At 69.6% G+C, this 20,725-nt stretch carries 20 protein-coding genes, 1 tRNA gene and 1 other RNA gene; 3 read left to right on the plus strand and 19 right to left on the minus strand.

Going from position 1 to position 20,725, the window contains the following annotated elements:
- Positions 1-92: 92 nt before the first annotated feature.
- Entirely contained in the window at positions 93-1,589 is a 1,497-nt protein-coding gene (locus B118_RS0118285; RefSeq protein ID WP_018812384.1) for an MFS transporter, read from the minus strand.
- Between the two features lie 144 nt (positions 1,590-1,733).
- On the opposite strand from B118_RS0118285, the gene B118_RS0118290 reads away from it, so the two are divergent.
- A complete protein-coding gene (locus tag B118_RS0118290) occupies positions 1,734-2,342 on the plus strand; it encodes an HNH endonuclease family protein (RefSeq protein ID WP_018221659.1) in 609 nt (202 codons plus the stop codon).
- Positions 2,339-2,791, plus strand: a complete 453-nt coding sequence (locus B118_RS0118295) for a hypothetical protein (RefSeq protein ID WP_018221660.1) — start codon at positions 2,339-2,341, stop codon at positions 2,789-2,791. The genes B118_RS0118290 and B118_RS0118295 overlap by 4 nt, the downstream gene beginning before the upstream one ends.
- A 53-nt stretch (positions 2,792-2,844) precedes the next feature.
- Here B118_RS0118295 and B118_RS0118300 read toward each other — a convergent pair whose 3' ends face one another.
- The 9 genes from B118_RS0118300 to ffs all read right to left on the minus strand — a co-directional run bounded on the left by B118_RS0118300 (position 2,845) and on the right by ffs (position 12,951).
- A complete protein-coding gene (locus tag B118_RS0118300; RefSeq protein ID WP_027658337.1) occupies positions 2,845-3,960 on the minus strand; it encodes an ABC transporter ATP-binding protein in 1,116 nt (371 codons plus the stop codon).
- Positions 3,953-5,011: an ABC transporter ATP-binding protein gene (locus B118_RS0118305; protein WP_027658336.1), complete on the minus strand. Its 1,059-nt coding sequence runs from the start codon at positions 5,009-5,011 to the stop codon at positions 3,953-3,955. Before B118_RS0118305 ends, B118_RS0118300 begins: the two co-directional genes overlap by 8 nt.
- Positions 5,012-5,078: 67 nt before the next feature.
- Positions 5,079-6,041, minus strand: a complete 963-nt coding sequence (locus B118_RS0118310) for an ABC transporter permease (protein ID WP_027648480.1) — start codon at positions 6,039-6,041, stop codon at positions 5,079-5,081.
- Positions 6,038-7,042 carry an ABC transporter permease gene (locus tag B118_RS0118315; RefSeq protein ID WP_018221664.1) on the minus strand — a complete coding sequence of 335 codons (1,005 nt, stop codon included), beginning with the start codon at positions 7,040-7,042 and terminating at the stop codon, positions 6,038-6,040. Before B118_RS0118315 ends, B118_RS0118310 begins: the two co-directional genes overlap by 4 nt.
- Before the next feature lie 75 nt (positions 7,043-7,117).
- The gene (locus tag B118_RS0118320) at positions 7,118-8,779 is read right to left on the minus strand and encodes an ABC transporter substrate-binding protein (protein ID WP_018812380.1); all 1,662 of its coding nucleotides are present in this window, start codon (positions 8,777-8,779) and stop codon (positions 7,118-7,120) included.
- A 392-nt stretch (positions 8,780-9,171) separates the two neighbouring features.
- Positions 9,172-9,765, minus strand: a complete 594-nt coding sequence (gene recR, locus B118_RS0118325) for a recombination mediator RecR (RefSeq protein WP_018221666.1) — start codon at positions 9,763-9,765, stop codon at positions 9,172-9,174.
- Between the two features lie 7 nt (positions 9,766-9,772).
- Positions 9,773-10,081, minus strand: a complete 309-nt coding sequence (locus B118_RS0118330; protein ID WP_018221667.1) for a YbaB/EbfC family nucleoid-associated protein — start codon at positions 10,079-10,081, stop codon at positions 9,773-9,775.
- A gap of 125 nt (positions 10,082-10,206) precedes the next feature.
- A complete protein-coding gene (locus tag B118_RS0118335; protein ID WP_028193174.1) occupies positions 10,207-12,696 on the minus strand; it encodes a DNA polymerase III subunit gamma and tau in 2,490 nt (829 codons plus the stop codon).
- Between the two features lie 164 nt (positions 12,697-12,860).
- An RNA gene (ffs, locus tag B118_RS30650) (signal recognition particle sRNA small type) lies at positions 12,861-12,951 on the minus strand.
- An 81-nt stretch (positions 12,952-13,032) separates the two neighbouring features.
- On the opposite strand from ffs, the gene B118_RS0118340 reads away from it, so the two are divergent.
- Positions 13,033-13,117 (plus strand) — tRNA-Ser (locus tag B118_RS0118340).
- Positions 13,118-13,215: 98 nt separating this feature from the next.
- Here the strand turns inward: B118_RS0118340 and B118_RS0118345 are convergent.
- The 9 genes from B118_RS0118345 to B118_RS0118385 all read right to left on the minus strand — a co-directional run bounded on the left by B118_RS0118345 (position 13,216) and on the right by B118_RS0118385 (position 20,631).
- Entirely contained in the window at positions 13,216-14,472 is a 1,257-nt protein-coding gene (locus B118_RS0118345) for a tyrosine-type recombinase/integrase (RefSeq protein WP_028193175.1), read from the minus strand.
- A 15-nt stretch (positions 14,473-14,487) separates the two neighbouring features.
- The gene (locus tag B118_RS0118350) at positions 14,488-14,700 is read right to left on the minus strand and encodes a helix-turn-helix domain-containing protein (RefSeq protein ID WP_028193176.1); all 213 of its coding nucleotides are present in this window, start codon (positions 14,698-14,700) and stop codon (positions 14,488-14,490) included.
- On the minus strand, positions 14,697-14,864 hold the full coding sequence (locus tag B118_RS32445) for a hypothetical protein (protein ID WP_202902342.1): 168 nt from the start codon (positions 14,862-14,864) through the stop codon (positions 14,697-14,699). Before B118_RS32445 ends, B118_RS0118350 begins: the two co-directional genes overlap by 4 nt.
- A 295-nt stretch (positions 14,865-15,159) precedes the next feature.
- On the minus strand, positions 15,160-17,109 hold the full coding sequence (locus tag B118_RS0118360; RefSeq protein WP_028193177.1) for a DUF3987 domain-containing protein: 1,950 nt from the start codon (positions 17,107-17,109) through the stop codon (positions 15,160-15,162).
- Between the two features lie 44 nt (positions 17,110-17,153).
- The gene (locus B118_RS0118365; RefSeq protein ID WP_028193178.1) at positions 17,154-17,426 is read right to left on the minus strand and encodes a hypothetical protein; all 273 of its coding nucleotides are present in this window, start codon (positions 17,424-17,426) and stop codon (positions 17,154-17,156) included.
- Positions 17,426-17,722: a hypothetical protein gene (locus B118_RS0118370; protein ID WP_050592830.1), complete on the minus strand. Its 297-nt coding sequence runs from the start codon at positions 17,720-17,722 to the stop codon at positions 17,426-17,428. The genes B118_RS0118365 and B118_RS0118370 overlap by 1 nt, the downstream gene beginning before the upstream one ends.
- A 45-nt stretch (positions 17,723-17,767) precedes the next feature.
- Positions 17,768-18,052: a hypothetical protein gene (locus B118_RS0118375; protein ID WP_028193180.1), complete on the minus strand. Its 285-nt coding sequence runs from the start codon at positions 18,050-18,052 to the stop codon at positions 17,768-17,770.
- The gene (locus B118_RS0118380; RefSeq protein WP_028193181.1) at positions 18,049-18,300 is read right to left on the minus strand and encodes a hypothetical protein; all 252 of its coding nucleotides are present in this window, start codon (positions 18,298-18,300) and stop codon (positions 18,049-18,051) included. The genes B118_RS0118375 and B118_RS0118380 overlap by 4 nt, the downstream gene beginning before the upstream one ends.
- A gap of 141 nt (positions 18,301-18,441) precedes the next feature.
- Positions 18,442-20,631 carry a cell division protein FtsK gene (locus B118_RS0118385; protein ID WP_028193182.1) on the minus strand — a complete coding sequence of 730 codons (2,190 nt, stop codon included), beginning with the start codon at positions 20,629-20,631 and terminating at the stop codon, positions 18,442-18,444.
- Positions 20,632-20,725: the final 94 nt, after the last annotated feature.

Here is a 20,725-nt window from a genome sequence, read left to right on the forward strand (position 1 = left end):
GGCCCGGTTTGACTCCACCCGAGGGCAAACCCGGGCCCGGCCGCCTGCCGGCCGTACCGGCCGACCTCAGTCGGCCGGTACGGCCGGAGCCGTCAAGAAGCCATCCCCTTCTCCGACCCGGTGGCGGCCGGCAGGGACTGGCAGGGCTGCGACGGTGGCGGCGCCCGGCGCGGACGGCGTACGAAGACCACGGCCAGCGCCGCCCCGATCAGCAGCAGCCCGGCGCACCAGGCCAGCGCGCCCCGGTAGGCGGCGGTCAACTCGTCCGGCCGTTCATACTCGGTGCCGGAGAGGCCGACCAGCAAGGGCAGTGCGGCCACCGCGAGTAGCCCCCCGGCGCGCGAGGCCGCATTGTTGAAGCCACTCGCCACTCCGGCGAAGCGATCCGCGACGGCGGCCAGCACCGAGGCCGTCAACGGCGCCACCACCAGGGCCAGCCCGAACCCGAAGAGAAACACCCCGGGCAGCACGTCCCGCCAATAGGACGCCTCCGCCCCGACCTCACGGAGCAGGACAAGCCCGACCGCGGACACCACCGGCCCCACGGTCAACGGCAGGCGGGGCCCGATCCGAGTCGCCAGATCACCGGCGAGCGGTGAGCCGACCAGCAGCAGCACGGTCACCGGCAGCAGCGCGACGCCGGTGGCCAGCGCCGACCAGCCGGCCACGTTCTGAAGAAAAACGGCGACGAAGAAGGTGAACCCACTGAGCGCCGCGTAGATCACCACAGTGAAGATGTTCAGCACGGAGAAGATCCGGCTGCTGAACAGCCCGGTCGGCAGCATCGCGGTCTCCCCCCGACGTCGCTCGACCAGCACGAAGGCCACCGAAGCGAAGACCCCGGCCGCGGCGGCGAGCAACACCGATACCGACGTCGCACCCCGAGCCGGTGCGTCGATCAGCGCGAACGTGATCCCGGCCAGGGCGACCGCCCCCAGCACCGTGCCGAGCACGTCGAACCGCCGCCGGCCCGACCCCTTGGTCCTGGTACGCGAGGCGCTCTCGTCGCGACTCTCCGGCACCCAGCGCAGGGCGGCCAGCAGCACCAACACGGCCAGCGGCACGTTCAGGAAGAAGATCCATCGCCAGGAGAACTGGTCGATCAGCCAGCCGCCGACGAAGGGGCCGAGCGCGGTGGAGACGCCGGAGAAGCCGGCCCAGGCGCCGATCGCCCGCCCCCGGTCGTCCGGGTGGAAGCTGGCCTGTAGGACCGACAGGGAACCGGGGGTGAGCAGGGCCGCTCCGGCGCCCTGCAGGAGCCGGGCCGCGATGAGCTGCCCGGTGTCCTGGGCCAGCCCACACAGCACCGACGCCACGGTGAACCACACCACCCCGAGCAGGAAGACCCGCCGTCGGCCGAACCGGTCCCCGAGCGCGCCACCGAGCAGTACGAACGCCGCGAGCATCAGCAGGTAGCCATTGACCGTCCACTGCAGATCCGAGACGGTGGCGTCGAGGTCCGCGCCAAGGCGGGGCAGGGCAACGTTGACCACGGTCCCATCGAGAAAGACCATGCCGGAGGCGAGCACCGCGGCGAGTAGCGTGCCGGCCCCCGCCGGGGTACCCAGCCGAAGGGAGGGTGTAGTCATGGCCCCAAGGTTGCCCCGACTCGATCTCGAAGCGGCTACGAAACGCCGAAACGGCCCGCCGAGATGCTGGGCGAGAGCCCTGGAACCCGCCAAGCTAGAGCGGTGTCGTCTCTGCGTACCAGATCCGGACCGCTACTCGCGACAGTGCTGGCGCTCGGCTTGGCCGGCTGCGTCCCGGCCACCACACCGGAGCCGACGCCCACCAGCGACGGTGGGAGCGCGATGGAGAAGCTGGCCGAGCTGACGGTGGCCAGCGCCGGCTCGATGAAGGGCTACAGCCGCGACCGCTTCCCCCACTGGCGGGGCACCGGCAAGAACTGCGACGTCCGGGACACCGTGCTCGCGCGCGACGGAGAGAGCATCAAGCTCTCCGGCTGCAACGTGGTCGGTGGGCGCTGGGAGAGCGTCTATGACGGCCTGGTCCTCACCGACCCCTCCGAGGTCGATGTTGACCACATGGTCCCGTTGGCAAACGCCTGGCGATCCGGGGCCGACCGGTGGACCGACGCGAAGCGGGGTGACTTCGCCAACGACACCCGGCTGCCGCACCTCTTCGCGGTTTCCCGCACCGCCAACCGGTCGAAGGGTGATCAGGATCCATCCCAGTGGCGACCGGCGAACCGGTCATACTGGTGCCGCTACGCCGAAAGCTGGGTCACGGTGAAACATCACTGGCAGCTGTCGGTGAACACCGACGAGAAGACCGCGCTGGCCGACATGTTGGCGGGCTGCACCGGGGGGAGCCGATCGTGACCAGCACCGGGACTGACCCGACACCGCACCGGCTCCCGGGAGCCGACAACGACGTGACCGGTGGTTCCGCCCCGGGCAGCGCCGGGATGACGGCCGACGGCGCTGCCGGTGCCGCGGTACCCGGCGCCGGGATGAGCGCGGAGACCACCGGCGCCCCGGCGGGCGGCACTCCCGGCTCCGGGATGCGGGCCGACGGCGGATCCCAGGTCTGCAGCGCGGACATCGTCCCCGGGCCGGGCGGGGTGATGACCGACGAGGTCGGTGTGATCACCGGCGAGCTGACGCTCCGCACCGAGTACCTCGACGGTCAGGTCACCCTGCGAGTGCAGTACCGCGAGGCCGACGAGTGGTATGTCGTGACCGGCGGACGGGTGATGCTGCCCGACCCGGCCGGCCTCGGAGCGGTACACGCGATCGCCGTCGCCCTGCTCCACCGCCCCGACGGCTGAGCCGAGCCGCGGTAACAGCCGGTCCTGGCTGCCCGCGACCCGGCTTCGACGGCTCAGCCGTCGGCGGAATCCGCCTTCGCGGTCGGGGCCGGGATCGATACCGGCTCCGGAACCGCGTCACCGTCGGACGCCCGGGTGGCTCCCGCCCCGGCGTGGCCCGGACGAAGTTCCCCGCTGGCGATCTGCTCGGCCCAGTGGCAGGCCACCCGGCTGCCGCCGATGTCGCGCAGCACCGGCCGTTCGTCGGCGCAGCGCGTCGGCTGGGCCCACGGACAGCGGGTGTGGAATCGGCAGCCCGCCGGCGGGTTGGCTGGCGAGGGCAGGTCCCCGGCGAGCAGGATCCGCTCCCGGCGGTCCTCCACATCCGGGTCCGGCACCGGCACCGCCGACATGAGCGCCCGGGTGTACGGGTGCAGCGGCTCGGTGTAGAGCCGGTCGCTCGGGGCCTCCTCCACCAGAGCGCCGAGGTACATGACGCCGACGATGTCGGAGATGTGCCGGACGACGGCCAGATCGTGCGCGATCACCAGATAGGTGAGACCGAGGCTCTCCTGCAGTTCGTCGAGGAGGTTGACCACCTGCGCCTGGATCGACACGTCCAGGGCGGACACCGGCTCGTCGGCGACGATCAGCTCCGGACCGAGGACCACCGCCCGGGCGATCCCGATCCGCTGCCGCTGCCCGCCGGAGAACTCGTGCGGGTAACGGGACAGCGCCCACCGGGGCAGCCCCACCTTGTCGAGCGCCGCCCCGATGATCGCGCGTCGCTCGTCCCGGTTGCCGCCGATGCCGTGGGTCTGCAAACCCTCGGTGAGGATCGACTCGACATTCTGCCGTGGGTCCAGGCTGGACATCGGATCCTGGAAAATCATCTGCATCCGACGACGCATGGCGCGCAGCCGGGCCGGCGGCAGCGTGGTCAGCTCGACACCGTCGAAGACGACCTCGCCGCCGGTGGGCGCGGTCAGCTGGAGCAGCGCCCGGCCGAGCGTCGACTTCCCGCAGCCGGACTCGCCCACCAGGCCGTAGGTCTTGCCGCGGGGAATCCGCAGGTCGACCCCGTCGACCGCCTTCACGTGGCCGATCGTGCGATCGAAGAGCACCCCCCGCTTGATCGGAAAGTGCACCTTCAGGTCACGGACCTCGACGAGGATCTCGTTGTCAGTCACGGGTCTTCTCCTCGTTGGGCTCCGGGCTCGACGCCCCGGGCTGGTCGGCCGGACCGGCCTGGGCCGGGACGGCACCGGGCAACGGCACCGGGTCGACACAGCGGTAGGTACGGCCGTCGTAGGTGCGTACCAGCGGCGGCGTCTCGTCGAGGCAGGCGTCCACCCGCCGGGAGCAGCGCGGAGCGAACGCACAGCCCTCCGACCAGGACAGCACGTCGCGTACCGAGCCGGGGATCGGGTTCAGCGGCTCGCCACGTCCACTGTCCAGGCGGGGCACCGAACCGAGCAGACCCGCGGTGTACGGGTGCCGTGGTTCCCGGAAGAGGGGACGTCGACGGGCGGTCTCGACCACCCGACCCGCGTACAGCACGTTGATGCTGTCACACATGCCGGCGACCACCCCCAGATCGTGGGTGATCATGACCAGTGCGGTGCCGGAGTCGTGGACCAACTCCTTGAGCAGCTCCAGGATCTGCGCCTGGATGGTGACGTCCAGCGCGGTGGTCGGCTCGTCGGCGATCAGCAGCCGGGGACGGCAGGCGACCGCCATCGCGATCAACGCCCGTTGCCGCATCCCACCGGAGAGCTGGTGCGGATACTCCTTGAGCCGCCGGTTCGGATCCGGGATGCCGACCCGGTCCAGCAACCCGGCCGCTTCCCTGCGTGCCGCGCCACCCGTCATTCCCCGGTGACGGGCCAACACCTCGGTCACCTGCAACCCGATCGGGATCACCGGATTCAGCGAGGAGAGCGGATCCTGGAAGATCATCGCTACGTCCCGACCGCGGATGTCCCGCCGGGCGCGGTCGTCGAGTCCGAGCAGGTCGGTTCCGTCGAAGACCGCCTTGCCGCCGATCCGGGTGCCCGGATGCCGAGGCAGCAGACCCATGATCGCCATCGAGGTGACGCTCTTGCCGCAGCCGGACTCACCGACCAGACCGACGACCTCACCGGTGTCGACCGAGAAGGAGACCCCGTCCACCGCGCGCACCGTACGCTGCCCACGCCGGGCGAACGTGACGCTCAGGTCATCCACTTCGAGCAGCGCCATTACCGGCCCTCCGTTCGCACCTGCGGGGCTCGCGAACCCGTTTCTCGGGCTACACACATGGCGGGACCTACTTCCGCAGCTTCGGGTCGAGGGCCTCACGCATCGCCTCACCGAGCAGGGTGAAGCCGAGCGCGGTGATGATGATCGCCACCGCCGGGAAGATCGCCAGTGCGGGTCGAATGCCGAGGTACGGCTGGGCGTCGGCGAGCATGACGCCCCACTCGGGCTGCGCCGTGTCCGGGTTGCCGAGGCCGAGGAACGAGAGCGCGGCGGCCTCGATGATCGCGGTGGCCAGGGTCAGCGTGGCCTGCACGATAACCGGAGCCAGCGAGTTCGGCACGATGTGCGTCAGCGCGATCTTCGGCTTCCGGACGCCGAGTGAGGTGGCCGCGAGCACGTAGTCGCTGTTGGCCTGCGCGATCATCGAGACCCGCAGCAGCCGGGCGAAGACCGGCACCGACACCATGCCGACCGCGATCATGACGGTGCTGAGGCTCGCCCCGAGCAGGGCGGCGATGCTGACCGCGAGCAGGAGGCTGGGCAGCGCCAGCATCATGTCGATGACGCGCATGAGCGCGTTGTCGACCGCGCGCCCCCAGCGGCCCCCCAGACCGGCGGCCGCGCCGGCGATCCCGCCGATCAGGGCGCCCACGGTCAGTCCGATCAGCGTGGCGACCACGCCGACCAGCAGCGTCTGTCGAGCCCCGACGATCATCCGGCTGAAGACGTCCCGGCCCTGGTGGTCGTAGCCGAACCAGTGCTCGGCGGAGGCGCCGGGGATGATGCCCTGCCCCGACTTCACCAGGCCCTCGCGAATCCCGATGGTGTCCTTCGGCTCGTAGGGGACGAAGAACGGGCCGACCAGCGCCACCAGGACGAAGGCCGTCAGAATGACGGCGCCGATGATGGCGGCGGGGTTCCGCCGCAGCCGCCGGAACGCCTCCTGCCAGAGGCTGACCCCCCGCTCGTCGTCCCGGTTCACCAACTCGGCGAGCCGATCCAACCGCTCCTTTCTACCTGTCATCGTCATCGGACCCTCACCCTCGGGTCGATCAGGCTGTAGGAGAGGTCAACCAGGAGGTTCACCAGCACGTACACCACCGATATGATCATGATGAAGCCCAGCAGCACCGGGTAGTCACGATGGTTGATCGCCTCGTAGATGAAGGCCCCGATGCCGGTGAACGCGAAGACGGTCTCGGTCAGCACGGCACCGGAGAGCAGCCCCCCGGTGAGCAGGCCGATCGAGGTGACCACCGGCAACAGCGAGTTGCGCAGCACATGCCGGCCCCGCACGGTCCGCTCGGTCAGCCCCTTCGCCTCGGCGGTCCGGACGAAGTCCTCGTTGAGCACCTCCAACACACTCGCCCGGGTGATCCGGACGATGATCGCCAACGGGATGCTGGCCAGGGCGATCCCCGGCAGCACCAGATGCCAGAGCGCGTCCGCGGCGGCATCCCACTCCCGGGTCATCAGCCCGTCGAGGACGAAGAAGTTCGTGATCCGGGTCGCGTCGAGGGTCGGATCCTGTCGGCCGCTGGACGGGAACCAGCCCAGGTTCTCCGAGAAGATCGCCTTCAGGACGTAGGCCAGGAAGAAGATAGGGACGCAGATCCCGACCAGCGATCCGCCGACCGAGAGATGGTCGAGGAGCTGGCCCCGACGGCGGGCGGCGAGGTAGCCGAGGGGAATGCCGACCCCGATCGCGATCACCAGGGCGGTGATCGTCAACTCGACGGTGCCGGGGAAACGCTCCAGGAACTCTTCGACCACCGGGCGCTTGGTCGACGACGAGGTGCCCAGGTCCAGGCGGAGGAGCCGCTGCACGAAGCGGCCGTACTGGACCAGGATCGGCTCGTCGAGACCCATGCTGCGGCGAATCGCCGCGCGCATCTCGGGGGTGCCACGCTCGCCGAGGATGGCGTCCTCGGGGCCGCCCGGTAGGCGACGGACCCAGATGAAGAGCAGGAGCGAAAGCCCGAACAGCGTTGGTATCAGCTGGAGCAGGCGTCTGACGATAAACCGGAACACGATGCCTCAGAAGGGTGCGGAGGGGCGCGGGCGGGCGCTGTGCAGCACAGCGCCCGCCCGGTTTCTTGCCTTAGATCAGGACTTGAACTCAGCGTTGGCGAACCGCTCGTCGGTGAGCGGGCTGGCCGTGATGCCGGTCACGTCCTTGCCGAACACGATCGCCGGCGGTGAGTGCGAGATCGGCACCCCGGGCAGGAAGTCCATGATGGTCTTGTTCACACCCTTGTACTTCTCCACCCGTTCCGCCTTGTCGGCGGTGGAGTCGGCGTCCTGGAGCTGTTCGAAGAGGGCCGGGTTGTCGAAGCCCCACTCGTCCTTCTGCCGGTCGAAGAAGATACCGATGAAGTTGTAGGCGTCGCCGTAGTCGCCGGTCCAGCCGAGGAAGTGCAGGTCGTGCTCGCTACCGGAGGTGGTGGCGTTGATGTAGTCCGGGGTCCACTTCAGCGGGATCGGCTCGACCGTGATGCCAGCCGCCTGGAGGTCCGCCGAGACCAGCTCGAAGAGATCCTTCGGGTTCGGCATGTACGGACGGGTGACCTCGGTCGGGTAGTGGAACCGCAGCGTCAGGTCCGTCGCGTCGGCCTCGGCCAGCAACTGCTTGGCCTTGTCGACGTCGTAGTCGTAGGTGGTGACGTCGCCGTTCCAACCCTCGACCGTGTCCGGGAAGAAGTTCGTCGCGACCTTCGCGCCCGGGGGCAGCTTCGAGTCGACCAGGGCCTGCCGGTTGATCGCGTGGGCGATCGCCTGCCGGACCTTGAGGTCGGCCAGCTTCGGGTTCCCCTCCTGGTTCATGGCCAGGTAGAGGATGTTGAACGCCGGCCGGGTCAGGAGATTGAAGCCCTCGCTCTTCAACGGCTCGACATCAGCCGGCCCGACCAGGTCGTAGCCGTCGATGTCGCCGGAGCTCAGCGCCTGCTTGCGCGCGTTCTCATCCGGGATGGTCCGGAAGATGAGGTTCTTTAGCTTGGCCTTTTCGCCCCAGTAGTCGTCGTTGCGCTCGATGGTGAGCGACTTGTTGGCGATGTCCCAGGACTTGAACTTGAAGGGTCCGGTGCCGGTCGGGTACTTGGTCGCGTACTCGGGGTACTGGACGTCGTCCGCGGTGCCGCCGATGTTGTCCGCGTCGTACTTCTCCAGCGCCGTCGGGCTGTGGATGGAGAACGACGGCAACATCAGGGCGGCCGGGATCTTGCTGGAGACCCGGCTGAAGGTCAGGTCGACCGTGGTGGCGTCCTTGGCGGTGCAGGACTTGAAGAGGCTCTCCGAGAGCCCTTCGTCCTCGTTCTGGGCGAAGCCCTGCATCACGTCCTGCCAGTACGCGGTCACGTCCGGGCTCTGCATGAGGCCCGTGGCGTTGTACCAGCGATTGAAGTTGACGCAGACGGCCTCGGCGTTGAAGTCGGTGCCATCGTGGAACTTCACGCCCGAGCGAAGCTTGAAGGTCCAGGTGGTGCCCGCCTCATCCGGAGTCCAGGACTCAGCCAGACCCGGGCTCACCTTGGTGCCGCCCTCCTCGGGGCGGACCAGGGTCTCAAAGACCTGACGGGCCACCCGCAGCGACTCACCGTCGCTGGCGAAGCTCGGGTCGAGCACCTTCGGGTCAGAGGCGACACCGAAGACAAGGGTGTCATTGTTACTACCGCCGGAATCCTCGCGGTCGCTCTCGGCGCAGCCGGCTACCGCGAGGGCCGCGACCGCGACGGCCGCGACAGCAGCCTTCGGCCTGGATGCACGCATGGGTGCTTCACCTCGTCCTTGTGGATACGGACAACGCGGTGACCGGGGTCACCGATGGCGGGAACCATAGCCGGCCGGCCAACGGTGCGGAAACTGCTAGGTGGACAGTCGATGTCGGATCGCGACTTTTCCCCACCCAGGCCGAAGGATCGAAGGAAAAAAGAAGAACTTTCCGAATGATCGGTGGCCGTGATGCGAAACTGTTACATCATCCCAGCCCTGGGGGCCTCAGCTGTTAGATCAATACGACCCCCGTTGATGCGTGACCAACAAGGCCCAGACCGTTGGCCCGGGTGCCAGCGGCGCCTGGTTGGCACCCCCGGGGGCGCCCATGGCCCCCCGAGGGATGCCCGTGGGCCCAGGCCGTTGGCCCCCGGGGTGCCAGCCGGAGCTCAGACCGTCCGGCGCCCCTCGAAGGCACGACCGAGAGTGATCTCGTCGGCGTACTCCAGGTCACCGCCGACCGGCAGGCCACTGGCCAACCGGGTCACGGCGATGCCCATCGGCTTCACCATCAACGCCAGATAGGTGGCGGTCGCCTCACCCTCGGTGTTCGGGTCGGTGGCCAAGATCAGCTCCCGCACCGCGCCACCGCCCAGCCGGGTCAGCAACTCCCGGACGCGCAGATTGTCCGGCCCGATCCCCTCCAGTGGGTTGATCGCGCCACCGAGGACGTGGTAGCGGCCGCGGAACTCACCGGTCCGCTCGATCGCCACCACGTCCTTCGGCTCCTCCACCACGCAGAGCACCTCATCGGTACGGCGTGGATCGCGACAGATCCGACACTGCTCGGACTCGGCCACGTTGTAGCAACTGGTGCAGAAACGCACCAGCTCCTTGACCTTGCGCAACGCGCCGGCCAACCGGTTGATGTCGGCCGGATCCGCGGACAGGACGTGAAAAGCGATCCGCTGGGCGCTCTTCGGGCCAACGCCCGGCAGCCGGCCCAGCTCGTCAATCAGGTCCTGGATGGCGCCCTCGTACATCGTCGGCTCAGAAACCGGGCATGCCGAGGCCGCCCATGCCGCCGGCCACCGGCCCCATCTTCTGGTCGGTCAGCTCCCGGGCCGCCTCGCCGGCGTTCCGCACGGCCGCGACCACCAGATCCTCCAGGGTCTCGACATCCTCCGGATCGACCGCCTTGGGGTCGATGGTGACCGACTTGAGCTCGCCGGTGCCGGCGACGGTCGCGGTGACCAGGCCACCACCCGCGGCACCGGTCAGCTCCGCCTCGGCCAGCTCGGCCTGCGCCTGGGCGATCTGCTGCTGCATCTTCTGCGCCTGCTTCAGCATCTGCTGCATGTTCGGCTGTCCACCTGGGCGCACGAACGACTCCTCACTCATCGACTTGCTGCTAACTCTGCTCACTGCTTACTGCTCACTGGCCTTGCTCACGGGTGCTACTCCCCGCCAGCAGCACCGCCGACCTAACGGGACTCAACCTCGTCGATCCGCTCCGCGCCGAACGCCTCGCGGAGCAGCCGCACCGCCTGCTCCTCACTGGACTGACGGGCGGTCCGCTCATCAATCACCTCGTCCAGCGGCTCGTCCCCCGGATCGAACCCCTCATGCACCACCGCGGAAGCCGTACCACCACGCGGCGCACCGTCGTAGTCCGGATCGTACGGCGGCTCGCCGGCCCAGTCCGGCTCCGCTATCCGTCGCGACGGAGCGGAGGAGCGCTGCGACCGCCCCCCGCCGGCAGCCGCCGCCCGGGCAGCGGCGATCGCACTACTCGCCGGGGAACCGCTCGTCACGGACGGCCGGGATGCGGCCGCAGGCGCCGCCGCACCCGCGCCGGAGACCCGGCCACCACCGGCAGCCGACCCCGCCGACCCTGCTGCTGACGGAGCCGGTCCCGCTGCTGGTCCTGCCGACGGAGCCGTGGCGGCCGCCCCTGCCCCCCCTGGACGGGCGGTCGCAGGCCACTCCTCGGCCGCGCTGCCGACCGGCTCGGGCGGGGCAGCAGCCCCGCCGGGGCGCGCCGGCTCTGGCCACTCCTGCTCCTCGGCGGACCCGGCGGGGTGCCGGGCCGCACCATCAGCCGCCCCGCCGCCGGCCGCCCCGCCGCCGGCCGACGAGCGGGTCGGAGCGGCTGGAGCCGGCTCCGGCCGAGCCGGCGCGGCCGCAGGCCGGGCCGGGCTGCCGGCGCGGGCCCCGGCAGCGGGTCCGCCGACCCGCTCACCGGCCACCTCGCACCTGATCTGCCAGCGCTCGCCCAGCTCCTCGTGGAGGGACTCGATAAGCAGATCCGGCTCGTTGGCGAGCGCCTGGGCGTGAAACGGATACCGGAAGGCCAGCACGAGGGTCTGACCGTCGACCTCGTGGACCGTCGCCTCCCGCGCCCAGGCAGCGGCCTTCTTGCTCTTGCGACCCACCAGGCCGACCACCTCCGACCAGCGCCGCCGTACCGCGGCCGCGTCGAGTGGGCCCGGGCCGGTCGTACCCGGCCGGGGCGGCTCGGGCGTGGCCGGGTCGGGCATGACCGCCGGCCGGGGGGAGGTACGGCGAGCATCGTCGGACGCGGCCGGACCAGCCGGGCCCGCCGTACTCGCGGACGTCGCGGTAGCCGCCGGGCGAGGCGGGGAGTCGGCTGCCGGCGCGGAAGACGGGCCGGCAGCCGGTGTGGAAGGCGTACCAACTGCCGGGGCAGGGGCCGCCGGCACGGGAGACGAGCCAGTAGTCGGCGGGGCAGGGGCAGCCAGCGTGGCGGAAGTCGGCGCGGGGGCAGCGGCCGGTGGGGCACCGGCACCGGCGGCCGTGAGTCGACGCTCCAGAGTTTCGAGGCGTTGCAGGAGGCCAACGGTCGAGTCATCGGCACCGGGCAACAGCAGCCGGGCGCAGATCAGCTCCAGCAGCAGCCGGGGGGCGGTGGCACCCCGCATCTCGACCAGGCCGTCGTGCACGATGTCGGCGCACCGGGACAGGGTGCCCGGCCCAAGCCGCTGCGCCTGGGCGGTCATCCGCTCGATCTGGTCAGCCGGGCCATCCACCAGGCCCTTCGGCGCGGCGTCCGGCACCCGCTGGAGGATGATCAGGTCACGCAGGCGCTCCAGCAGGTCAGCGGCGAACCGACGCGGGTCGTGGCCGGCGCCGACGATCCGGTCAACGGTGGCGTACGCCGCCGCACCGTCCCCCGCGGCGAGCGCGTCGCACATCTCGTCGATCAGCGCCGAGTCGGTGACACCGAGCAGCGCGGCGGCCCGGGCGTAGGTGACGCCCTCCGGGCCGGCCCCGGCGATGAGCTGGTCGAGCACCGAGAGACTGTCCCGGGCGCTGCCGCCACCGGCGCGCACGACGAGGGGGAAGACCGCCGGCTCAACCTGGACCCCCTCGGCCTGGCAGAGCTGTTCCAGGTAGGGCCGGAGCACCTTCGGCGGGATCAGCCGGAACGGGTAGTGGTGGGTCCGCGACTTGATCGTGCCGAGGACCTTCTCCGGCTCGGTGGTGGCGAAGATGAACTTGACGTACTCCGGGGGCTCCTCGACCAGCTTAAGCAGCGCGTTGAAGCCGGCCGACGAGACCATGTGCGCCTCGTCGATGACGTAGATCTTGAAGCGGCTCTGCGCGGGCGCGAAGAACGCCTTCTCGCGCAGCTCCCGCGCGTCGTCAACACCGCCGTGACTGGCCGCGTCGATCTCGATGACATCGATCGAACCGGCACCATCGGTAGCCAACGCCCGACAGGAGGGGCAGGTCCCACAGGGCTCCGGGGTCGGGCCATGCTCGCAGTTCAGCGACCGGGCCAGGATGCGGGCACTGGAGGTCTTGCCACAGCCACGCGGCCCAGAGAAGAGGTACGCGTGATTGAGCCGCCCGCTGCGCAGCGCCTGCGACAACGGCTCGGTGACGTGCTCCTGCCCGATAACCTCGGCGAAGGTACGTGGCCGGTACTTGCGGTAGAGCGCCAGCGCCACAGCGTCCCGCCTCCTCTCGACCGAGCCATTCTGCGCCGGTCCGGCCCGGGTGACCACCCGCCCCGCTGGCCCCGGGGCAAGGAAGGAGCCGGATTGACGCCCGCTTAACAGAAGGAGCCTTTGCTGACAAGGCAGCTCAGCGGCAGGCGCCGACGGCGGCACCGAAAGGCCCCCCGTGCACCCGCCAGAGCCCGCTTATCCTTGCTGCCTTCCGGCCCTGGGGAGGTTCACGAGATGCACGCCGCACGGGGGGTGCAGACAGCCTACCCGACCGAGTGTCGATCACCGGGGGGTGGTGGGGTGGGCACCCCCGACCGGACCTGTATCCTGTTCGGCGGAGGATTCGCCTAGAGGCCTAGGGCGCACGCTTGGAAAGCGTGTTGGGTTCACACCCTCACGAGTTCGAATCTCGTATCCTCCGCTCGCCTGAGCAGGAAAACAACAGGGCCGGCCCCCACGGGGGACCGGCCCTGAGTCGTCTCTACAGTCGCTCTCGTCTCAGTTGTCGTCTCACTTGCCCTATTCCGGCTCGTCGGACGGCGGCTCGGTAGCCGGCTCCCCCGACCCGCTCGGCGGGTCACCCCAGAGCATTCCGCCGAGTTGCTGCGCGATGTCCCGGCGTACCTGGTCGGTCATGTGCTGGTACCGAACGGCCATCGCTGAGTTGGACCAGCCCATGATGCCCATCACGGCGCGGCCGGAGACACCGAGAACCAGGAGCACGGTGGCGGCAGTGTGCCGAGCGTCGTGCAGCCGGCCGTCCCGCACTCCGGCGAGCTTGAGAAGCCGTTTCCACTCGTCGTAGTCCGTCGCCTGGTGGATCGCCTCGCCGGTCGGCGAGGCGAATACCCATCCTTCGTCCTGCCAGAGTTGCGCAGCGATGTCGCGCTCGGCGTCCTGTTCTTTCCGGTGCCGCCGCAGCAGGTCGACCAGGGCATCCGGCAGGCCGATGGAGCGGCGGCCGGCACGGGATTTCGTGTCCGCCGCAACCGGCCGCTCGTTCACCCGCTCGGGGCATTGACCGGGCAACTCCTGTTCGCACTTCCCATCGCAGCCATGCCGCCATTTCGGCCGAAGCAATGCGCGGCGCACGGTCAACGATCCGTTGTCCAAATCCACGTCCGGCCATTTCAGGCCGAGCGCTTCACCCTGACGCAGGCCGAGCGCCAGGGCCACCGCCCACCGGGCGCTGTTCCGCCGGGACGCTGCCGCACGCAGGATTGCCTGTACCTCCGGCACGGAGTACGGCTGCACCTCGGAATCCGGCAGGCGGGGCGGCTTGGCCAGCGCGGCAGGATTCCGGGCGAGATGGCCACGGCGGACCGCCTCGCCGAGTGCCGTGCGGATAGTCCGGTGCGCCTGGTGGGCGGTGCCGGCCGCGCTGCCGTTGGCCATCATTCGGACGTACAGCCGTTCCAGGTGTTCCGGCTCCAGGCGGTCAAGGCGGTGGGCACCGACGCCGGGAGTTAGATGCCGACGAACGGCGACCCGGTAGCCGTCGAGCGTGTTCGTACGGACTACTGGGCCGGCGATGTTCTCGACCCAATGCGTTAGCCACTTCTCGACTGTCCAGCGGCTTCCCGGCTTCCGAACCGTGCCGTTGTCGCGCTCCCGTTCCAGGGCACGAACCTTGCGGATTACCTCGGCCTCGGTCTTCGCCTGAACGTGCCGCCGGTCGGGCCTGCCGTCGTCCTTGACGCCGACGGTTACCCGGCCGTGCCAGTAGCCGTCACCGCCCTTGTAGATGCTGGATGCGCCGTTCGGCTTTCTTCCCACTCGTCGGGCCTTTCGTCAGGCGGCGTGGTTGAGTTGCGTCGGGTTGGACAGGAGGTTCTGTACGTACTCGTCAAGGCAGAAGGTGGGAACTCGACGCAGACGGCCGATGGTGACGGTGCGAATCTGGCCCGTCTTGATCAGGGCATACATAGTGGTACGGCCGACGCCGAGACGCTCTGCGGCCTGCTCGATAGTCAGAACCAGGTAATGGTCGGGGGTGGTGGTCATGGGCGGGGGTCCTCCCTCGGGGTGGCGTGGAGGTAGATGCGCTGGAACATCGGGGGACGGTGGTCGGGGGAGGGCCGGCTGATCTGCCGGATGTGCAGCACCTGGGTGATGGCGGTGAGTGCTGTGGCTGTTTCAGCGGATGTGCCGTGCAGCCTGATTCGCATGGTGAGCGCCTTCCGGCCGGTGTGGGTCGCGTGTGGAGGATCGGTCGAGCGGTGCGGCAGTGGGGCGTAGAGCGGCCCGCTGAGAGCGCCGTAGGGCCAAGATCTGTGGTGTCTTGGTGTGAAGGGGTGGGTCCGCCTCGCTTCAGGGGCTCTCAGCGGGTGGCGTGAGTGGCTGTTTGCTTGCGCGTGTCGGTGAGGGTGTGCGGGGGTGAAGGTGGCCTGCCAGAACCGCCAGAACTGCCAGAACCTGTGAGGGGTGGGGGTTGTGGCGGTTGTGGCGGTTCTGGCAGGCCGGTTACGCCGTCTGTCGGGGTAGTTCTCGGACGGGTGCGGTGGGTTGGTGTATGTGGGGGTGCACTAGGTAGGTCGGGGAGGGTGGTCGGCCTCCGGTTCGGGGACGCTCTGGTGTTTCTGTCTGTCGGAGGTAGCCGTGTGATTCGAGGGCTGCCAGTGGTGCGTCGAAGTCTGCGGCGGTGGGTAGCTGGGCCGATTTGAGTGCGCGGAACGCCTCGCGTTTGGTGAAGGTGGTCGCCCCGGTGCGTTCGATCCATGCGGCGATGTGTCGGGCGTTGTGGGTGGCTTTGTCGGCGCCCATGTCGGAGAATGCGGCGAGGGCGTGGGCGGCGAAGTACTCTCCGAGCAGCGCGGCCTGGTCGATGGTGTCGGCGGTGACGGGCTTGCCCCATCCGTCGCGCAGGTGTTCGGCGAGGTGGATCAGTCCGGCGATGCGGACGATGGCGCCGGTGTATTTGCTGCCCCAGTCCACGACGTGTCCCCATGCGCCTCCAGGTGCGAGACGTGGCTCTATCTGACACTCGATTTCCAGTACTCTCTCGTTTGCCTCTGGGGTGAGCGGGAGGACGGCGGGGTCGGTCCACTCGGCGAGGGTCGTCACCATCGCGCCGAGGTTGGTCGCGTAGGTGGTGGCGACGGATTCGGGTACCGGGTCTGCTCCGGGCTTTCGCCGGCCCACGGTGTTCTCGGGCAGGCTGAACAAGATTCTCGCCAACAGTCCTTTGCCTCGGAAGCCGGGCATCCCGGCGAGGTCTCGAAGTACCTCGGGTTGCAACGCCAGACCGAGGGTGAGCGCGGGATGTTTGATGTGTTCGGGGTCGCGGGATCGGCGGTTGACCCGCATCATGTCTCCGGCGTGTCCTTTCAAGAACACTTCCAGGTTTGGGGTGCCGCTGTATCTCCCGGCGATGGTGGCGAAGATCCCGCCCTCAGGTGAGAGAACGGCGAGGCGTCCGCCTTGCTCGGCGAGTAGTGACGCGGCTTCTTCGCTGGTCACGTCATCGGCGATCAGTTGCGGTAGGACAGGGACGGTTACGGCATCGGCGTGCATCGCGGCGGCGGTGGCTTCGGCGAGCAGGGTGTCTCGGCCGGAGGCATCGGCGTTCGCGGCGGCGAGGGCGGTCTTCTCAGCGGCTTTGCTGGCGACTCGGGCAGATAGCTCCGCTTCCACGATCGCGGGTTTGGTGCGTTCCACCATGATCTGCTCAGCGGCCAACAGCGGGGCGGTCATGGCGGCGAACACGGCCGACTTTCGACTGCCCGGCGGGAGGGCAACGACAGTAAACAGGTTGGTCGGCTCCCGCCATGATCCTCTTACTTCTACTTCGGCGCGGCCTCCGGCGGCGGTGGACAGGGCGGCCAGGGCGATGCATCCGGCCAGGTCGACGGGGGTTTGGGTGAACTCGGCGACGCCGTGCACCATCTCGGCGACCCAGGCGGGTAGGGCGTGGCTGGGGAAGTCGGGTAGGTGTCGGTGGTCGCCGAGCGGGATTAGCGGCGGCCATTGCGCGCCGTCTGAGGCTTGGTCGAGTATCGCCCGGCCGGCAGCGACGAGGTCGGCTACGTCGGTGCCGGCCTCGGCGCGTTGGGCGAGGTAGGTGCCGAGGTCGGCGACCTGGCGGCGGCGGGCGTGTTCGACCACGATCCGCGCGTAATGCGGGGCGTTCGCGGCGGTGGGCACGGTGGCGATGAGGGTGTGCAGGTATGGGGCTCCACCCACCATGCCCAGGTCGCCGACCTCGGCGAGGCGGCCAGCTACCGCGATCGGGTCGATCGGCTGTGCGGCGGCGTGCATGTGGCACAGCGTTTCCCAGAGTCGGGTGTGTGCGGGCCGGTAGAAGTCGGCCGGGGTGAGGGTGGTGGCTAGGTCGGCGACCACCCCGGGGGCGAGTAGAGCGGCACCGATCACGGCCTGTTCGGCCGTGAGGTCGTGTGTGGGTGGTCGAGTCATAAGCCACCTCCAAGAGCGAATTCGGGAAAGCGGAGCGGGCGGGGTTAGACGGCGCGGCGGCGAGCGCGGGCAGCGTCCAGGTCAAGGACTGCTGCCTCGTGAGTCGCCGGTCGACGAGACGCGGGTCCAGGTGCGGGTGCGGCGATGGTGAGGCGCAGGTAGATGCGGTATCGGCCGGTGTCGGCTCCCGCCAGGCGGTGCCGCGTACCGCTGTGGATGATCTGTCCGGCGGCGGTCAGGACGGCGGTGATGGCGTCCAGTTCAGCTGCCGTGCCGGTCGCCCACATTTCCGCTCCGACCAGGCGGGATGCGGTCATCAGCTACCCCTCTCGGCCGGGTTCGTGTGGCGATGCGTGTCCTGGGCCGCTCGGGCGCCGAGTTCCAGGTACCAGAGGGTGACCAGGGAGCGCAGGTCGCGCGTTTCGGCTTGGCCGATGAGGTCGCGGGCCATGTTCAGCAGTGAGTTCCGTAGTCCCTGGTCGCCGGCGGCCTCGGCACGCCGCCGGGCGGCGTCGATGTCCAGCAGTCGTTTGGCGAGGAGGTCGACTCGCTGCCGCTGGCTGTCCGGGCGGTGCAGGTCGTCGAGCATGTGGGCACGTGGATGTGCGGTCATGAGTAGGGCCCGTTCGTGCGAGGTGGGTGGATGGCGTGAGGGCGGCTACCGTCCGGGTCGGGGTCGCGCCGCGATGGCGGCACGGGTGACGGCGTGGCGTAGGTCGCTGAGTAGTCCGACTAGCTGGCGGCGGGCGGGTAGGTGGCCCGGGGCGAGCGCGACGCGAATGCGTACCTCGGCGTGTTCGCGGCCGTTGTCGGCGCGTACACGTACGAGTACGGCGCGAGCGCGGCCGGGCAGGTCGATCACGATTTCGGTGGAGCGGTGCTCGCCGAGGTTGCAGCGGTGCCCGCGTGCGCACCATCCGGTGTGCCCGTCGCGGCGGTTCATCGCTTGCCTGCCTGGTACTCATCCTTGATGTGGTTGATGACGTGCCGGCCGACGCGCAGCCGTAGCCCGGTGCCCGCGCAGCGGCGGCACTCCCGCCCGGCGCGGCTGACCGGGGAGCGCTTGCGGCCGGTGCCGTGGCAGGTGCGACAGCGTCCGAACGGGACGGCCACGCACGCGGCGAGGTAACCGAGCGTGAGCAGGACGAGGGTGAGGCAGGGGGCGGTGGCTAGCAGGGTGCGGGGGGTCATGACAGCCTCCAGGGCCGGTTTCGGGGTGTGTTCGGTGGAGGCCGCTAGATTCCTAGCGTCCTGATCAGGGTTCGGATGCCGTCCTAGGGGTGGTCCTAGGTCTAGGAGGTGCCTGCTCCTAGACCTAGGACCGATCGCGGGTTAGCTCGCGTCCCGTTTGCGGTTACGCTCTGCGATGGCGGCGATGATGGCGGCGCGTTCGAAGCCGCCGCGGTTGGCGCCCCTGCCGGTGTCCGGGTCGGTGCCCCACGTCTGGCCGACCTTCACGCCGAACGGCTTGAGGGCCACGGTCACCTGCTCGGCGTCCCACCCCCCGTACACATCCGGGCGAAGCTCGGCCAAGCGGGCGGCGACGGTGCGGCACCACACCTTGGCCTCACTCGCGGGCACGACGGCGGCGATGTCTTCCAACAGGTTGAACGACAGTGCCGGGGCGGTAGCGGGCTGCTCGCCGAGCGCGTGCCCGGTCAGCCGTCCAGCACTCTCGCGGGCGGCGCGAGCGCGGGCCGCGATCCGCTCGGCGAGGGGTCCGTCGATGTTGACGGTGGTGGTAATGCGGGCGTCGGCTCCCTCACCGACGAAGTAGCCGGTGCCCTTGTCGGTCCAGGCGAACATCGTGGCGCGGATGCCCTGCTTGTACTGCGAGGTGCCGAGCACCATGTCGTTCTCGGTCTGCCCCATCACTTTCAAGCAGAACCGGGTCGAGGCGTTCGCCGAGATGCCGGTGGGCAGGCTCTTGGCGTCCGGCCGCTGGGTGGCGAACACGGGGATGATCCCGAGCGCCGGACCACGCTTGACCAGGTCGGTGGAGATGGCCTCCAACTCTTTGCCGTACTCGGGGTGCTCGAACCACTTCTGGCACTCGTCCACCCCGATGACCAGTGGGTGCAGGCCGAGCGACTTCTTCGACGCCAGCTCTGGGGTGACCTTGTTTTCCGGGCACAGGTCGCGGGGAAGGTCGCGGATCACCTTCGCGCGGCGGCGCAACTCCTCGCGTAGCTCCCGCATACCGGTCACCGCGTACTCGATGTCGTCGTCTTCCTCCCCGGCGCGGTAGCGGTGCGCGACCCGCTCCAACGCCGATAGGTCACCGGTGCCCTTGAGGTCGTAGGCGTGGATCTCTGCACGCGGATCGAGCGCGGCGATCAGCAGCACCTCCCGCAACGCGAACGTCTTGCCCATACGCGGGATGGAACCGATGACCATCGCCATGAACATCAACGTGAGATCGACCCACCGGCCGCGCGGGTCGGTGCCGAACGGCTGCGGCCGGAACAGATCCACCGTGCCGCCCTTGAGCAGCGGCCACGCCGGCTTACGCGCCTTGGACATGTCCTGATCGCCCACCCACAGCACCAGCCGGCCGGGGTGCACCTCGGGCTGTCCCTCCGGCCACACGCAGCCCAGCGGCCGGGACAGGCCAGCGGCGAGCTTTTCCCGCTTCTCGATGACCTCGGTGGCGGTGACACCGTTGGGCAGCTCCACATCCGCGCGCCAGCCGGGGCCGTCACGGGTGATCGGGGCAGGGAACCAGTCCTTGCCCCGGTCGCCCTTGGAGATGGCTTGGTTGATGCCGGTGATGCCGAGGTTGCCCAACGCGCGCACCACCACATCCGAGGTCAACTTTTGGACCTTCGGCACCATGACGGCGGTGTCGAGCAGCGGCTTGTCCGCCGGACGGCCCAACGCGCCGAGCGCGGCCAGCAGCGCGGCGAGGGTGGCGTAACGAGCCTCGGCCGGGGCAAGCGCGTAGGCGATACCCAGCGCCGGAAGCACGCCCAGCACCACGGCAGCGGTAACGAACCCGCGCCACCGCACCCGCTGGTCCCGCAACCGCGACACCTTCAGGTACAGCTCGGCGTCGCCCTTGTCTGCCAACACCTGCCGCACGTGCTCGCCCTGCAGGTCGAACAACCACCGACCCCACCCCGTCAGGATGCGGTACGCGCCTCGTGGGGCGCGCCACGCCAGCTTCCCGGCGTACTTCGGGCTACGGGTCAGGTGATAGGTGCCAGCGTGGAACAGGTGACCGACCGTCCACCGGGCCGCGTCGCGCAGCTCGGCACGGGAGCGCAGCCACGCCGGCACGATCGGTCGACGCTTCGCGTCCTGCAACCCGGCCACGGTGAACTGCGGGGACCGCTGCGCAACAGGCGAGTCAACCAGTCGCGGGCCGACGGTGGCCTCGGCCGGGTCGTTGTCGGGGGCCGCGGACTGACGGCGGGACCGGGCCGCGTCCAGGTCGACCACCTCGGCATCCGGGCCAGAAGCCGTCAGATCACGCTCGGCGGCCTGCCAGTCGAAACGGTCATCGTCTCGGGGGGAAGTCATGATGGGGATTCCTCCAACGGTCTACGGATCAGCAGGGGAACCGGCGGCACGGCGCAGGTTGGGAAGCCAGGGGCCGTGCCGCCGGGGGTTAGTT

Origin of the sequence: Salinispora pacifica CNR114 (assembly GCF_000514775.1) — a bacterium.
Lineage (GTDB): Bacteria > Actinomycetota > Actinomycetes > Mycobacteriales > Micromonosporaceae > Micromonospora > Micromonospora pacifica.

What these genes read in the sequence shown, in the direction of transcription:
- B118_RS0118285 (WP_018812384.1), bottom strand. Translation starts at nt 1,589, where the DNA reads ATGACTACACCCTCCCTTCGGCTGGGTACCCCGGCGGGGGCCGGCACG.
- B118_RS0118305 (WP_027658336.1), bottom strand. Translation starts at nt 5,011, where the DNA reads ATGGCGCTGCTCGAAGTGGATGACCTGAGCGTCACGTTCGCCCGGCGT.
- B118_RS0118310 (WP_027648480.1), bottom strand. Translation starts at nt 6,041, where the DNA reads ATGACGATGACAGGTAGAAAGGAGCGGTTGGATCGGCTCGCCGAGTTG.
- B118_RS0118320 (WP_018812380.1), bottom strand. Translation starts at nt 8,779, where the DNA reads ATGCGTGCATCCAGGCCGAAGGCTGCTGTCGCGGCCGTCGCGGTCGCG.
- recR (WP_018221666.1), bottom strand. Translation starts at nt 9,765, where the DNA reads ATGTACGAGGGCGCCATCCAGGACCTGATTGACGAGCTGGGCCGGCTG.
- B118_RS0118330 (WP_018221667.1), bottom strand. Translation starts at nt 10,081, where the DNA reads ATGCAGCAGATGCTGAAGCAGGCGCAGAAGATGCAGCAGCAGATCGCC.
- B118_RS0118350 (WP_028193176.1), bottom strand. Translation starts at nt 14,700, where the DNA reads ATGACCACCACCCCCGACCATTACCTGGTTCTGACTATCGAGCAGGCC.
- B118_RS32445 (WP_202902342.1), bottom strand. Translation starts at nt 14,864, where the DNA reads ATGCGAATCAGGCTGCACGGCACATCCGCTGAAACAGCCACAGCACTC.
- B118_RS0118360 (WP_028193177.1), bottom strand. Translation starts at nt 17,109, where the DNA reads ATGACTCGACCACCCACACACGACCTCACGGCCGAACAGGCCGTGATC.
- B118_RS0118365 (WP_028193178.1), bottom strand. Translation starts at nt 17,426, where the DNA reads ATGACCGCATCCCGCCTGGTCGGAGCGGAAATGTGGGCGACCGGCACG.
- B118_RS0118370 (WP_050592830.1), bottom strand. Translation starts at nt 17,722, where the DNA reads ATGACCGCACATCCACGTGCCCACATGCTCGACGACCTGCACCGCCCG.
- B118_RS0118375 (WP_028193180.1), bottom strand. Translation starts at nt 18,052, where the DNA reads ATGAACCGCCGCGACGGGCACACCGGATGGTGCGCACGCGGGCACCGC.
- B118_RS0118380 (WP_028193181.1), bottom strand. Translation starts at nt 18,300, where the DNA reads ATGACCCCCCGCACCCTGCTAGCCACCGCCCCCTGCCTCACCCTCGTC.
- B118_RS0118385 (WP_028193182.1), bottom strand. Translation starts at nt 20,631, where the DNA reads ATGACTTCCCCCCGAGACGATGACCGTTTCGACTGGCAGGCCGCCGAG.